Source organism: Nonomuraea sp. NPDC051941 (assembly GCF_044593615.1).
Map to the genome: position 1 here is coordinate 74,178 of NZ_JBIUCF010000017.1, position 13,886 is coordinate 88,063.

The window sequence follows — 13,886 nt, forward strand, 5'->3', positions numbered from 1 at the left end:
GGGCCGCCCGTTCCTTATGATCGGACCGTGCTGTCCGCTCTGGAACGCGAGATCCGCGAGGTCGCGGCGAGCGACGAGCCGCTGCCCGGCCTGCCGTACACGGCCTTCCGCGAGTACGGGCGCACGGGAGAGCGGCTGGGCTACGAGCGGCGCTACTTCGGCCGCCGCGCCAGGCTGGCGGCCCTGGCCCTGCTCGATCCCTTTGGGGATGCGCTCGACGACGTGGTGTGGGCGACCTGCGACGAGTACACGTGGGTGCTGCCCGCCCACCGGTCGATGCCCGTCGACCTGTTCGCCTGCGAGACCGCCCACACGCTGGCCGAGCTCGCCGGTCGGGTGGACCCGGTGGTCGGCGAGCGGGCCCGCGCCGAGGTCCGGAAACGCGTCCTCGACCGGTTCCTGGACCCGCGTCCCATGGAGTGGGAGGGGTTCGGCAACAACTGGGAGGCGGTGTGCGGGGGCGCCGCCGGGATGGCGGCGCTCGCCGTGCTGGACGACCCCGAGCCGGTGCTTGAGCGGTGCCGGGCCGCGATGCGGCGGTTCCTGGACGGGTACGGGGACGACGGCGGCTGTGTTGAAGGCGTCGCGTACTGGGTCTACGGGTTCGGCTACTTCGTCTACTTCGCCGAGGCGCTGCGCGAGCGCACCGGGGAGGATCTGCTCGACCATCCCAAGGTGGCCGCGATGGCCGCGTTCCCGCACCGGGTGCGCTTCGCCGACGGCGGGCACGTGCCGTTCTCGGACACCACGGACGACCCGTTCCTCCCGGCCGGCCTGCTCACCAGGCTGGCCGAGCGTTTCGGCACCCCCGGGCCGGACGCCGTCCCCTCCTTCCACGCCGACCACTGCTACCGGTGGGGCCACCTGTCCAGGACGCTCGCCTGGTACCGCCCGGTGCCGTCACGGCCGGTGGAGACCACCAGCTACCTGCCCGACCTGGCCTGGGTGGTGGACCGGGGGGAGCACGGCCACGGCTTCGCGGCCAAGGGCGGGCACAACGACGAGCCGCACAACCACGACGACCTCGGCCACTTCGTCCTCAGGGCCGGCGGCCGCAACGTGCTGGACGACCTCGGGGCCGGCGAGTACACGCGGGACTACTTCGGCGACCGGCGCCACACCTTCCTGCACCCCTCGGCGGAGGGCCACTCGCTCCCGGTCGTCGGCGGCGTCCCCCAGCGCGGCGGGCGCGCCGAGGCGCTGGAGTACGCCGAGACGCCCGACGGCCTGACCTTCGCGCTCGACCTCAGCTCCGCCTACCCGTCGCCCGTGGTCCGCCGCTTCCGCTGGCACCGGGACGGCCGGCTCGACCTGCGTGACGAGTTCACCGGCGACGTCCCGGTCGAGGAGGTGTTCATCAGCCGGATCCGCCCCGAGGCGCGCGGCGACCGGGTGAGCTGGGACGGCCTGGTCACCCTCGACCATCCCGGGTTCGCGGCGACGGTCGAGACGCTCGCCACCCGCGACCACCACGGCCGCCCCGACACCGTCCACCGCCTGCGGCTACACGTCCCGCCCGGCCATCCGGCCGTCGACCTCCGCTTCACGTGCCATTGACCCCACCCCGGCGAGGGTGAGCTCGGCCGCGTGGTGGCAGGCCGCCCGCCGCTCGCCGTACGCGCGCAGGTCGGGCACGTCGGTGCGGCACAGCTCGGCGCGGACGTGCGCGCACCGGGTGTGGAAGCGGCACCCGGGCGGCGGCGCGGCCGGGTCGGGCAGGTCGTCGGCGATCTCGTACGCGTGCCGCTCCCGCCGCCGGCCCGGGTCGGGCACCGGCACGGCGTGCAGCAGCGCCTCGGTGTACGGGTGGCGCGGCTGCCGGTAGAGGTCGGCCGTGCCGGCGTCCTCCACGACCTTGCCCAGGTACATGACGGTGACCCGGTCGCTGATGTGCTCCACCACCGACAGGTCGTGCGAGATGAACAGGTACGTCAGCCCCAGCTCCTCCTGCAGGTCGGTGAGCAGGTTCAGGATCTGGGCGCGGACGGACACGTCCAGCGCGGAGACCGGTTCGTCGGCCACCACGAGCCGGGGCCCGGTGATCAGGGCCCGCGCGATGTTGATGCGCTGCCGCTGGCCGCCGGAGAACGCGTGCGGATAGCGCCGCATGTACTCCGGTCGGAGCCCGACGTGGGCCAGCATGTCCGCCACCCGGTCCGTCAGCTCGCCGCCGGAGGCGATGCCGTGGGTCCTGAGGGGTTCGCCGACGATCTGCTGGAGCGTCATCCGGGGGTTGAGCGAGGAGAACGGGTCCTGGAAGATCACCCGGATCTGCCTCCTGAACTCCTTCAGCCGGGCCCCGGTCACCGTGGCGAGATCGACCTCGTCCTCCGACTCCGTCCGGTAGAGGATCCGGCCCGCGGTCGGGTCGGCCAGCCGCGCGACGCAGCGGCCGAGCGTGGTCTTCCCGCAGCCCGACTCCCCCACCAGGCCGAGCGTCCGGCCGGGCAGGATCGTCAGATCGACCCCGTCCACGGCGCGGACGACCCCCGTCGGCCTGCGGAACAGGCCGCCGCCGATCGGGTAGTGCTTGGCCAGCCCCTCGACCTTGAGCAGGGGTCCGGCCGCCTCGGGGGCGGGGGCGGCCCGCTCGGCGACCTGGAGCACAGCGGCCAGGGGCTCGGCCGGCACCTCGTCGAGGTGGCAGGAGGCCACGTGCGCCTCGCCGTACCTCCTGATCGGGGGTGGTGTGGTGTCGCAGAGCCCGTCGATCGCGTGGTCGCAGCGGGTGTGGAACGGGCACCCGTCCGGCACCCGGTGCAGCGACGGCACCATGCCGCGGATCGCGGTCAGCCGCCGGCGGGCCCCGCTGCCCCGCAGCTCCGGGATCGAGCGGAGCAGAGCGCGCGTGTACGGGTGGCGGGGGTCGGAGAAGATCTCCGCCACGGTGCCGTGCTCGACGATCTTGCCGAGGTACATCACGGCGACCTCGTCGGCGATCTCCGCGACCACGCCGAGGTCGTGGGTGATGAACAGGATCGCCATGTCGTTCTGCGCGCGCAGGTCCATCATCAGGTCGAGGATGCGCGCCTGGGTGGTGACGTCGAGCGCGGTGGTCGGCTCGTCGGCGATCAGCAGCGCCGGGTCGCAGCACAGCGCGATCGCGATCATCACGCGCTGGCACATGCCGCCCGACAGCTGGAACGGGTAGGCGTCGAAGCGCCGCTCGGCGTCGGGGATGCCGACCTTGCGCAGCAGCGCGACGCCTTCCTGCCGGGCCTCCTGCCTGGTCAGGTCGCGATGCAGCCGCAGGGCCTGGGAGAGCTGCGCGCCCACGGTGTACATGGGAGACAGGGACGCCATCGGCTCCTGGAAGATCATGCCGATCTCGCCGCCGCGCACCCGCCGCAGCTCCTCCCCTGCCGGGTCGAGCCCGGCCAGGTCGGTCGCGCCCTTCCAGCGGATCGAGCCCTCGACGATCCGGCCCGGCCGGTCCACGAGCTGCAGGATCGAGCGCGCGGTGACGGACTTGCCGCATCCCGACTCGCCGACCAGGCAGACGGTCCTGCCCGCCGGCACCGGCAGGTCCACCCCGTCCACGGCCTTGAGCACGCCTTCCGAGGTGAAGAAGTGGGTGCGCAGCCCTTCGATCCTGAGCAGCGGCTCTTCCACGAGGTCCTCCCGCGTCAGTGCTTGTACGGGTCGGCCGCGTCACGGAGGCCGTCGCCGAAGAAGTTCATGGCCAGCACGGTCACCACGACCGCGATGCCGGGGATCAGCATCCAGGGCGCGGTGGACACGGCCCGGATGTTCTGCGCCTCCTGCAGCAGCACGCCCCAGCTGATCATCGGGGTCTGCAGGCCGAGCCCGATGAACGACAGCGCGGTCTCGGCCAGGATCACCGACGGGATCGACAGCGACAGGTTGGCGATGATGTGGCTGGTGAACGACGGCAGCATGTGCCGGAACATGATGCGCAGGCGCCCGGCGCCGTCGGCGGTCGCGGCCATCACGTACTCCTCGCCGCGTACGGCGAAGAACTTGCCCCGCACCTCCCTGGCCATGCCGGTCCAGCCGACCAGCGAGATGACGACGGTGAGCGCGAAGTAGCGTTCGAGCTGGCTCCACGAGGCCGGCACGGCCGCGAACAGCGCCATCCACAGCGGGATCGTCGGGATCGACATGATGATCTCGATGACACGCTGGATCACCGTGTCGGTCCGGCCGCCCACGTATCCGGACACGCCGCCGAGCACGATGCCCAGCACCAGCGAGAGCAGCACGCCGACCAGCCCGATCGACATGGAGACCGTGGTGCCCTGGATGATCCTGGACAGCAGGTCACGGCCCACGGAGTCGGTGCCCAGCAGGTACATGTGCCCCCCGCTCGAAGGGCCGATCAGGTGCCGGTCCCAGGGGATGAACCCGAGCAGCTCGTACGGCTCGCCCCTGACGAAGAACCCGACCGGCACCTTCTTACCCTCGTCGGCCTCGAACGACAGCGCCAGCGTCTCCGGGTCCTGCTTGAAGGTGTACGGGTGGACGTACAGCCCGGTATCGGTGTCGAAGCGCAGCGCCTGCGGCGGCGCGTAGGTGTAGTCGGCGTTGGTCTTCTGGCCGGAGCCGGGAGCGAGGAACGGCGCGAAGACCGCCACCAGGTAGATGGCGACCGTGACGAAGCCGCAGACCAGCGCGACCCGGTGGCGCTTGAAGCCCCACCAGACGAGCTTCCACTGCGACGCGACGGCGAGGGTCTCATCCTTCACGATCGGGCCCTCCTAGTACCTGAGCCGGACGCGCGGGTCCAGCCAGCCGAGAGCGAGGTCGGAGACCAGCGTGCCGACCACCACCAGCACGGCGCTGATCAGCAGGATCGCCCCGGCCAGGTACATGTCCTGGGCGAGCAGCGCGCGCAGCATCAGCGGCCCGGTGGTCTGCAGGTTGAGCACCTTGGAGGTGATCGCGTCCGCCGCGATCAGGCCGGGCAGGACCCAGCCGATGGTGGAGAAGAACGGGTTCATCGCCACCCGCACCGGATACATGATCGTCATCTTCCGTTCGGGCATGCCGCGCGCCCTGGCCGCGACCACGTACGGCTTGCGCAGCTCGTCCAGCAGGTTGGCGCGGAGGACGCGGATGTTGCCCGCGGTGCCGGCCGTGCCCCAGATGACGATCGGGATCCACAGATGGGCCACCAGATCGCCTGCCTTGGCCAGGCTCCACGGGGCGTCTCGGTACTCCGGCGACAGGATCCCGCCCGCGTTCAGGCCGAAGAACTTGAGCCCGACCCACATCAGCACCAGCGCGATCAGGAAGTTCGGCACGGCGAGCCCGAGATAGCCGAGGAAGGTGAAGGTGTAGTCGCCCGCGGAGTACTGCCGGATCGCGGAGTAGACGCCGATAGGGAACGACACCGCCCAGATGAAGATCAGCGTGACCAGCGACAGCGTGATCGTCAGCGGCAGCCGTTCGGCGAGCAGCGCGGTGACCGGCCGGGCGTAGTCGAAGGACTCGCCGAAGTCGCCGTGGAACAGGATGTTGGAGATCCACTGCCAGTACTGCACGACGACCGGCTGGTCCAGCCCGTAGCGCTCGGTCAGCCGGGCCACCTCGCCCGTGGGCACGGCGTCGCCCTGGGCGGCCCGCTGCGCGGTCAGCGTGGTCAGGTAGTCGCCCGGCGGGAGCTGGATCACCACGAACGTGATGACGGAGATGGCGACCAGCGTCGGGATGAGGACGAGGACGCGCCTGCCGAGGTAGCGCAGCATCGTCTCAGGCCCCGAAGTACCAGGTCGGCACGTTGACGAGCCCGGGCGAGAGGAACTGGAAGGCGTCGGGATAGCCGGCCGGCACGTTCTTCAGCTTGTTGCTGACGATCGCGTAGCCGTCGGTGGGCAGGACGATCCCGATGGCGTAGAACTGCTCCTTGGCGATCGCGAGGACCTGCCGGAACAGCTCCTTGCGCTTGGCCTGGTCGGGCTCGGTCCGCATCTGCCAGTAGAGCTCCATCTGGCGCAGCGTCTGCGCGGGCGGCTTCTCCCCGTCCGCGCTCTTGCCACGGGTCTGGAAGTACATGCCCCAGCGGGTGGCGTAGTTGGACTCCTCCCCGTTGGGGAACCACCAGCGCGGCTCGTCGATCTCGATGCGCAGGCCGCCGTCCCCGGCCCAGACGTTCGCGTCGTGGTCGTTGGCCTTGGCCGCCTTGCGGTCGTAGAACAGGGTGCGCTCGATCGGGTTGACCTTCATCTCGACACCGACCGCCGCCCAGTTCTGGCGGACCAGCTCGGCGGCGTTGGCCCACTCGGGGAACAGCGTGATCAGGTCGAGCGAGAAGCGCAGCCGGTCGCCGCCCGGCAGCAGGCGGAAGCCCTCGCCGTCCTTCTTGCTCAGCCCCGCCTTGTCGAGGTGCTGGTTGGCCAGGTTCACGTCGTACTGCGTGTACTGCTTGGCCATCTGCTCGTCGAAGAACTCCGAGTTGCGGTGCGGCGCCGCCTGCCAGGGCTCGCCCTGGCGCTGGTAGGCGGTGTTGATGATGTTCTGCCGGTCGATGGCGTGGGACAGGCCGACGCGGAAGTCCTTGTTCCTGAAGACCTCGCGCAGCTCCTTGTTCTTGTGGCACAGGTTCAGGGAAATGATCATCCGGTTCATCGTGGTCGGCTCGACCTTGATGAAGTGGTAGCCGCCCTTCTGACGTCCCTCGGCCAGCACCGGCTTGTTCACGTCGGAGTTGATGTGCCGGGCGTGGAAGTCGAGCTTGCCGTCCACGCCCTGGAGCAGCATCACCTCGGCCTCCTGGATGATCGCGAACTCCAGCTTGTCGATGTAGGGGAGCTGCGCGCCGCCGGAGTCGACCTTCCAGTAGTACGGGTTACGCTCGGCCACCGCCCGGTCGCCGGTGTTGAGCGGGTCGGTCACCACCCACGCGTGCAGGGTCGGGCGTTCGGGGTTGTTCCACCACTTGATCCGGTCCTCCCAGTAGGCCGCGAACTCGCCGAACCCCTTCTTCTCCATGTCCTTGTCGACGTTCTTGTTGTACGTCGGGTGGAAGTCCTTCAGGTAGTGCTTGGGATAGAAGCCGAAGTTGGCCCCCGTCCAGGTGGCGGTGCGGCAGCCGTCGACGAAGTCGCCCTTGGGCTTGGCGAAGGTGAGCTTCACCGTGTGGTCGTCGACCTTCTCCACCTTGGCGCGCTCGCCGTTCACGTGCAGCAGCGGCGGCACCCCCGTGGGGGTGACCTGCTCGTTGAAGTAGACGTCCTCGATCGCGAACATCACGTCGTCCGCGGTGAACGGCTCGCCGTCCGACCAGCGCATGCCCTTGCGCATGTGCAGGGTGTACTCGGTGCCGTCGGCGTTGGCGGCGACCTCCTTGAGGGTGCCGGGGAGCGTCGTCTTGCCGCCCGGGTCCATGCGCAGCATCGGCTCGTAGCCGATCAGGCGCTCCAGCCACGGGTCGTCGCCCTCGCCGAGGCAGGCGCCGTGGTAGGTGCCGCCGTAGCCGCCCAGGCCCTGGGGCCCGTCCACGACCAGGCGGTCGGCCATCTCGGGCAGCCGTTCGGCGAGCGGGGGCAGCTTGCCCGCCTTGATCCGGTCGGCGAGCATCGGGGCCTCCAGCGGGCGATCGGCCGGAGGTGCGCTCTTCGACGGCTGCGATCCGCCCTGCGATCCGGTGGCGGTGCACGCCGACAGCGACGTGGTGACGAGGAGGGCGCCGCCGCCGAGCCTGATCAGGTCGCGACGGCTGAGGCTGGAGGGATCGGGTCGATAGGCCATGTCGAGACTCCAAGAACGGCTGGGGGCGGATGGCTTGGTAACCGGTTACTCGACAAGTTGCGCTGAACGTTAAAAGCCGTTGACACGGTCGTCAAGACCCGTCCGCGCGGCGAAGATTCCCGAAATTCCGGACTTAGCAGCGGGTTCACCGTGCGGCTGGGCGGAGTTGTTAGCATCTCGTTACCTTCGGACAGAACCGCCCTTGACGGCGCTTGTGGCGCGTGCGTATGTTCGGCCCGAGCCGACGAGTAACCGGTTACCTGGAGGTAGTCGTGCGCGCTGACCGCCCTCGCGAGCACTGGGTGAAGACGGCGGACGGGCTGCTCGACGCCGTGCTGCCGTACGCCTCCCCCGGCTTCGCGCAGTACCGGCTGCCGGGCCGGACGAGCTGGTCGGGGCCCGGCTCCGACGGGCTCGAAGGGTTCGCGCGCACCTTCCTGCTCGCCGCGTTCCGCCTCGCGGGCGACCCGGCCGGCGCGCCCGCGGGCCTGCTGGAACGCTACGCCGACGGGCTCGCGCACGGCACCGACCCCGGCCACGAATATGCCTGGCCGGCCATCACCGATCTGAACCAGACGATCGTGGAGGCCGCCTCGATCGCGATCGCGCTGCACGAGACCCGGCCGCTGCTGTTCGACCGGCTCGACCCCGGCGTCCAGGAGCGGGTGGTGTCCTGGCTGGGCGGGATCGTGGGCAAGCGCGCCTGGCCGTGCAACTGGGTGCTGTTCAAGGTGATCGTCGAGCAGTTCCTGGCCGGGGTCGGCGGGCCGTACGACCAGGGCGAGATCGACGGGCACCTCGCCGACGTGGAGCGCTGGTACGTCGGCGACGGCTGGTACACCGACGGCGCCGGGCAGAACTACGACTACTACTGCGGCTGGGCGATCCACCTCTACACACTGTGGTGGGCCAGGATGTCAGGCGCCGACGCCACGGTCCACAAGGAGCGGCTGCGCACGTTCCTGGACGGCTACCGGCACTTCTTCGCCCCCGACGGCGCGCCGATGCACCAGGGCCGGTCGCTCACGTACCGGATGGCGAGCCTGGCCCCGCTCTGGCTCGGCGCGATCTTCGACGCCTCCCCCGTCGGGCCGGGGACCACGCGCCTGATGGCGGGCCGCACGCTCGACCACTTCGCCGCCCACGGCGTGCCCGACGAGCGCGGCCTGCTCACCCTGGGGTGGCACCGGCCGCACCTGCCGACGACGCAGGGATATTCGGGTCCCGCGTCGCCGTACTGGGCGAGCAAAGGCTTCCTGGGACTGCTGCTCGGCCCGGACCACCCCGTCTGGACGGCCCCGGCCACCGCGCCCGGCGAGGGCGACCTCGCCCTGGCCCTGCCCGCGCCCGGCTGGCTCCTGCACCGCACCGACGGCGTCACCCGCCTGGTCAACCACGGCAGCGACGGCAACGACCCCGACAGCGCCAAGGACGACCCGCACTACGCCAAGCTCGGCTACTCCACGCACACCGCGCCCGAGACCGGCCCCGGCGGCCGGGCCGAGAACGTCGACAACCATCTCGCCGTGCTGCTCCCCGACGGGCGCGCCACCCGCCGCCGCCGCATCGAGCGCATCGGCATCGCCCACGGCTTCGCCGCCTCCCGCTACGCCGACGGCGAGGTCGTCGTGGAGACCGCCTCCGTGCTCGACGGCCCGTGGGAGGTGCGCGTGCACCGCGTCACCGCCCCGGCGGGCAGCGTGGTCCGCGACGGCGGTCACGCCCTCGCCTCCGGCGAGCCGTGCGCGGTCACCCTGGCCGGGCTCACCGCGTCAGTGGCGACCGGCCCAGTGAGCGGCCCAGCGGGTGGCCCAGGGAGCGGCCCTGTAAGCGGGCCCGTGAGCGGCCTGGTGAGCGAGATCGCCGGGCTGCACGGCTGGCGCACCGCCCAGGCGGCGCTGCGCCAGGACGAGAACGCGATCGGCCCGCACTCCGCCACGCCGTACCTGGTCGGCGCCCACCCGGGTGGCGCCGCGGTCTACGTCTCGGCGGTGCGGCTGGGCCGCGACTCCCCCGCGCAGGCGCCGGATATCCGGGTGAAGGGCGACGAGGTCTCGTGGAATGATGCCGCTGGATCAAGGGTCACGGTCGCGCTCGGCCGCGAGCCCGGCTACACCCGCAACGGACCCGTGGGGGAGCGCGTTGTCTGGACCGGCTAAACGCGTCACCATCCGCGACGTCGCCAAGCAGGCCGGGGTCTCGGTGGCGACCGTCTCGCGCACCCTGGCGGGCGACTACCCGGTGCAGCCGAGCACCAGGCACAAGGTGCTGCGCGCGGTGCGCGAGCTGGACTACGTGCCGAACGCCCAGGCCAGGGCCCTGTCCGTGGCCTCGCCCGGAGCCGTGGCGATCGTCGTCAACTCGGTGTCCGTGCCCTACTACGCCTACATCGCCCAGGGCGTGGAGGAGCAGGCCGCCGCCGAGGGTCGCCTGTCGCTCATCTGCACCACCGGCGGCGACATGGAGCGCGAGCTCAGCATCGTCCGGATGATGCGCGAGCAGCGCGCCGAGGCGGTGATCCTGGTGGGCAGCGTGATCCTGGACGACGACTACCGCGAACGCATGACGCACTACGCCCACGGGCTGGCCTCCTCGGGCTCGCGCCTGGTGCTGTGCGGCCGGCCGCCGCTCGGCGAGGGGGTCCCGGCGCTCACCGTCGGGTTCGACAACACGGGAGGAGCCCACGCGGTCACCGCCCACCTGCTGTCTGCCGGGCACCGGCGCATCCTCTACCTGGGGCTGCGCCCCGGCCACACCACGTCCGACAGCCGCGTGGCGGGTTACCGGGCGGCCCTCGCCGACCACCGGCTCGACCACGACCCGGTGCTCGAGGTGCCCTGCGACTTCGACCGGGCCAGCGGGTACGCGGCCATGAAGCGGCGGCTCGCCGCCGGGCACGACGACTTCACCGCGGTCTTCGCCGCCACCGACGTGATCGCCGCCGGGGCCGTACAGGCGATCCACGAGCACGGCCTGCGCGTCCCCGAGGACGTCTCCATCGTCGGCTACGACGACGTGCCCCCGGCCGAGGACATCGGGCTGACGACCGTCCACCTGCCGCACGCCGAGCTGGGCCGGGCGGCCGTACGCCTCGCGCTGTCCGGCAAGGACCCGCTGGCCGAGCCGCCGATCACGCTCGGCACGCACATCGTGGTCAGGAGCTCGGTGGGGCGCCTGCGGAGCGTGCGGTGAGAGCCGCCTTCGCGATGCACGGCGCGTTGTTCGGCGAGCTCTTCCCCGATGACGTGCGCGAACGGCTGGCCGGGCTGGTCGACGCCCCCGACGCCGTGCTCCCCCACCTCGGGGGGACGCTCGCCGACGTGGAGGTGCTGATCACCGGCTGGGGGTGCCCCCGCATCGACGCGGCCGTGCTGGAGCGCGCGCCCAGGCTGCGGGCCATCGCGCACGCCGCCGGCAGCGTCAAGGAGCACGTCACCGCCGAGGTGTTCCGGCGGGGCATCGTGGTGTCGTCGGCCGCCGCGGCGAACGCGGTGCCGGTCGCCGACTACACGATCTCGATGCTGGTCCTGGCCGCCAAGTCGGTGCCGCGCCGGGTCCACGCCTACGCCACGGGCGGCTGGCCGGACGGCCCCCACCCCGGCGGCGTCCCGGCTCCCGGCGAGCGCGCGGGGCTCGGCGCCTTCACCGTGGGCGTCATCGGCGCCTCACGCGTCGGCCGGCTGGTGATCGAGCGGCTCAGACCGTTCGGGGTGACGCCGCTGCTCAACGACCCCTACCTGGACGACCGGCAGGCACGCGAGCTCGGCTGCGAGCCGGTCGGGCTCGACGACCTGTGCCGCCGCGCCGACCTGGTGACGGTGCACGCGCCCGCCCTGCCCGAGACGTACCGGCTGCTCGACAAGCGCCGCCTCGGCCTGCTGCCGGACGGCGCCACGCTGATCAACACCGCCCGCGGCACGCTCGTCGACACCGAAGCGCTCACCGGCGAGTGCGTGTCCGGCAGGCTCAACGCGATCCTCGACGTCACCGACCCCGAGCCCCTGCCGGCGGGCCATCCCCTGCTGTCCGCGCCCGGGGTCTGGGTGACCCCGCACGTCAGCGGCGCCCGGGGCAAGGAACTGCGCGCGCTGGGAGAGTACGCGGTGGGCGAGGTCGAACGGCTCGTCACGGGACGGCCGCTGCACGGGCAGGTCCATCTCGCCGACCTGCCGCGGATCGCCTGACTCCCGTCGGTTCACACCGGTTTGCAGCGCACCGCCGTGACGTCGCCGCGCAGCGCGCACTTCCCGGCCGCGTACGGGACGAGCAGCGTGTCCCCGGCGACGACCTGGAGCGGCGCGCCGTGCTCGCACTCGACGGAGCCGGCACCGGCCGTGATCACGACGACCGAGTACGCCGGCTCCAGCACGCTGACCGGATCGGGCCGCAGCCGCTCGGCCGCGAAGAACTCGTCGGCGAGCTCGGTGAAGAGCCGCTGGACCCCGGGCCTGGCGTCGGCCGGCGGGCGGCGGGCGCGGCTCAGCTCGGCGAGCCCTTCCTCACCCCAGCCGCTCCTGTCGACGCAGGCGAGCGCCTGATCGTAGCCGAGCCCCAGGTGCCCGGCGGCCGGGCCGTCAATGTCGAAGCCCGCCCACTCCAGCAGCACGGAGAAGTCGGTCGGCTCCTGCACCTCGACCATGAGGACCCCGGCCCCGATGGCGTGCGGCAGGCCCGCGGGGCAGAGGATGGCGTCGCCGGCCCGCACCGGCACCCGGTTGGTGGCGTCGAGCATCCGGTCGATCCGCTGGTCCGCGACCCAGCCGGCCAGCTCGCCCGGCTCGACGTCCCTGGCGAAGCCGAGGTGCACCGCAGCCCCCGGCTCGGCCGAGACGATCACCCACGCCTCGGTCTTCCCGTACGGCGAGGCCAGGTGGGCGGCGGCGAAACGACGGTCGGGGTGCACGTGCAGCGGCAGGCGCTCGCCCGCGTCGAGCAGCTTCACCAGGATCGCCGGGTCGGCGCCGTGCTCCGCGACGTGCCGCTCCCCCAGCCACCACACGGGATCGGCGGCGATCGCCTCGGCCAGCGACCGGCCGTCGGGCAGCGTGGTCAGCCCCGCGGGAGCCGCGCCGTGCCGGCTCGTGGTCGAGGCGATCCAGTCCTCCGGAAAGTACGGGTCATCGGCGGGACGGACGCCGCGGAACGTGCCAATGCGCCCTTCGCCTCGGTAGAACGAGCGCGGTGTGTTGGCGGGCAACCGGTAAATCGTCATGCACTCTCCATCATGCCGGGCGTACTCGCCGAAGTCCGGCGCCGCCTTGCCGGGAGCCTACCCTGGGTAACGGCGAGGACAGCGCCGATGAGCAGCACGGCGGCGCCCACCGCCTGCACGGTGCCGAACGACTCTCCCAGGAACAGGGCGGAGCACGCGGTCCCGACGACGGGCACGACGAACATCATGATCGACGCCGACGCGGGCCCCACGTCGCGGATGCCCCGGTAGTACAGCAGGTTCGCCACCGCGGTCGGGCCGAGCGCCACGAAGGCCACGTTCAGCCAGACGTAGGCGGGCACGTCGTGCCAGGCGACCTCGGCGGCCGACGGCGCGCTGTAGATCGCCAGGAGTACCGCCCCGCTCACCGTCGCGTACGTCGTCGCCTTGAGCGGGTCGATGCCGGCGAGCACGCGGCGGCCCATCAGCGTGAACGCCGCCCAGCAGCCGGCGCTCAGCAGGAAGAGCAGGTCCCCGGCGAGCCGGCCCTGGCCCGCGCCCGCCTCCCCGCCCGAGCCCACGAAGAAGACCACGGCGCCGGCCGCGCCGATCGCCAGCCCCGCCACCCGCGCCGCCGACGCCCGCTCCCGGCCCATGACCAGCAGGAAGGACGTGGTCAGCACCGGACTCATGACCGGGACGATGGTGCTCCCGTCGATCGCGGGAGCCAGGGACAGCCCCCAGAAGAACAGCACGTTGTAGACGAAGACGCCCAGCACGCCCGCGCCGGCCGCCCGCGCCCAGTCGCGCACCGGCGGCCGCCGCCGGCCACCGGGCTGCCGGGAGAGCCGCAGGGCGACCAGCAGCGCCAGGGCTCCGCCGCCGAAGCGCAGGGTCGCGACCACCGAGTGGGGCAGGTGGTCGACGATCACCTTGGAGGCGCCGAAGCCACTCCCCCACAGCAGCATCGTCGTGACCAGCAGAAGGTACGGTTTGGTGCCGCTCGTTACAGTGCTTGCCATGG

10 protein-coding genes are annotated in these 13,886 nt (G+C 71.9%); 4 read left to right on the forward strand and 6 right to left on the reverse strand.

From position 1 onward, the window contains the following. Nucleotides 1-27: 27 nt before the first annotated feature. Nucleotides 28-1,557: a hypothetical protein gene (locus tag ACIHFD_RS27745; protein WP_397369319.1), complete on the forward strand. Its 1,530-nt coding sequence runs from the start codon at nt 28-30 to the stop codon at nt 1,555-1,557. On the opposite strand, the gene ACIHFD_RS27750 is transcribed toward ACIHFD_RS27745, so the two are convergent. The 4 genes from ACIHFD_RS27750 to ACIHFD_RS27765 are packed head-to-tail and all read right to left on the reverse strand — an operon-like array spanning nt 1,504 to nt 7,710. Then, complete coding sequence (locus tag ACIHFD_RS27750; protein WP_397369320.1) at nt 1,504-3,612, reverse strand: dipeptide ABC transporter ATP-binding protein; 2,109 nt, start codon at nt 3,610-3,612, stop codon at nt 1,504-1,506. The genes ACIHFD_RS27745 and ACIHFD_RS27750 overlap by 54 nt on opposite strands. Nucleotides 3,613-3,626: 14 nt before the next feature. Continuing rightward, nucleotides 3,627-4,706 carry an ABC transporter permease gene (locus ACIHFD_RS27755; RefSeq protein WP_355195422.1) on the reverse strand — a complete coding sequence of 360 codons (1,080 nt, stop codon included), beginning with the start codon at nt 4,704-4,706 and terminating at the stop codon, nt 3,627-3,629. Nucleotides 4,707-4,718: 12 nt separating this feature from the next. Next, nucleotides 4,719-5,708, reverse strand: a complete 990-nt coding sequence (locus ACIHFD_RS27760) for an ABC transporter permease (protein WP_397369321.1) — start codon at nt 5,706-5,708, stop codon at nt 4,719-4,721. 4 nt (nt 5,709-5,712) lie between these two features. Then, nucleotides 5,713-7,710 carry an ABC transporter substrate-binding protein gene (locus ACIHFD_RS27765; protein ID WP_397369322.1) on the reverse strand — a complete coding sequence of 666 codons (1,998 nt, stop codon included), beginning with the start codon at nt 7,708-7,710 and terminating at the stop codon, nt 5,713-5,715. Nucleotides 7,711-7,982: 272 nt separating this feature from the next. On the opposite strand from ACIHFD_RS27765, the gene ACIHFD_RS27770 reads away from it, so the two are divergent. The 3 genes from ACIHFD_RS27770 to ACIHFD_RS27780 are packed head-to-tail and all read left to right on the forward strand — an operon-like array spanning nt 7,983 to nt 11,894. Then, the gene (locus ACIHFD_RS27770; protein ID WP_397369323.1) at nt 7,983-9,869 is read left to right on the forward strand and encodes a DUF2264 domain-containing protein; all 1,887 of its coding nucleotides are present in this window, start codon (nt 7,983-7,985) and stop codon (nt 9,867-9,869) included. Next, the gene (locus ACIHFD_RS27775; RefSeq protein WP_397369324.1) at nt 9,853-10,902 is read left to right on the forward strand and encodes a LacI family DNA-binding transcriptional regulator; all 1,050 of its coding nucleotides are present in this window, start codon (nt 9,853-9,855) and stop codon (nt 10,900-10,902) included. The genes ACIHFD_RS27770 and ACIHFD_RS27775 overlap by 17 nt, the downstream gene beginning before the upstream one ends. Then, nucleotides 10,899-11,894, forward strand: a complete 996-nt coding sequence (locus ACIHFD_RS27780) for a hydroxyacid dehydrogenase (protein ID WP_397369325.1) — start codon at nt 10,899-10,901, stop codon at nt 11,892-11,894. Before ACIHFD_RS27775 ends, ACIHFD_RS27780 begins: the two co-directional genes overlap by 4 nt. An 11-nt stretch (nt 11,895-11,905) precedes the next feature. On the opposite strand, the gene ACIHFD_RS27785 is transcribed toward ACIHFD_RS27780, so the two are convergent. Together ACIHFD_RS27785 and ACIHFD_RS27790 are read right to left on the reverse strand one after the other, a co-directional pair. Further along, a complete protein-coding gene (locus ACIHFD_RS27785; protein ID WP_397369326.1) occupies nt 11,906-12,922 on the reverse strand; it encodes a class I mannose-6-phosphate isomerase in 1,017 nt (338 codons plus the stop codon). Beyond that, nucleotides 12,919-13,884: a DMT family transporter gene (locus tag ACIHFD_RS27790; RefSeq protein ID WP_397369327.1), complete on the reverse strand. Its 966-nt coding sequence runs from the start codon at nt 13,882-13,884 to the stop codon at nt 12,919-12,921. Before ACIHFD_RS27790 ends, ACIHFD_RS27785 begins: the two co-directional genes overlap by 4 nt. Between the last annotated feature and the right edge of the window lie 2 nt (nt 13,885-13,886).

What these genes read in the sequence shown, in the direction of transcription:
- ACIHFD_RS27760 (WP_397369321.1), bottom strand. Translation starts at nt 5,708, where the DNA reads ATGCTGCGCTACCTCGGCAGGCGCGTCCTCGTCCTCATCCCGACGCTG.
- ACIHFD_RS27765 (WP_397369322.1), bottom strand. Translation starts at nt 7,710, where the DNA reads ATGGCCTATCGACCCGATCCCTCCAGCCTCAGCCGTCGCGACCTGATC.
- ACIHFD_RS27785 (WP_397369326.1), bottom strand. Translation starts at nt 12,922, where the DNA reads ATGACGATTTACCGGTTGCCCGCCAACACACCGCGCTCGTTCTACCGA.
- ACIHFD_RS27790 (WP_397369327.1), bottom strand. Translation starts at nt 13,884, where the DNA reads ATGGCAAGCACTGTAACGAGCGGCACCAAACCGTACCTTCTGCTGGTC.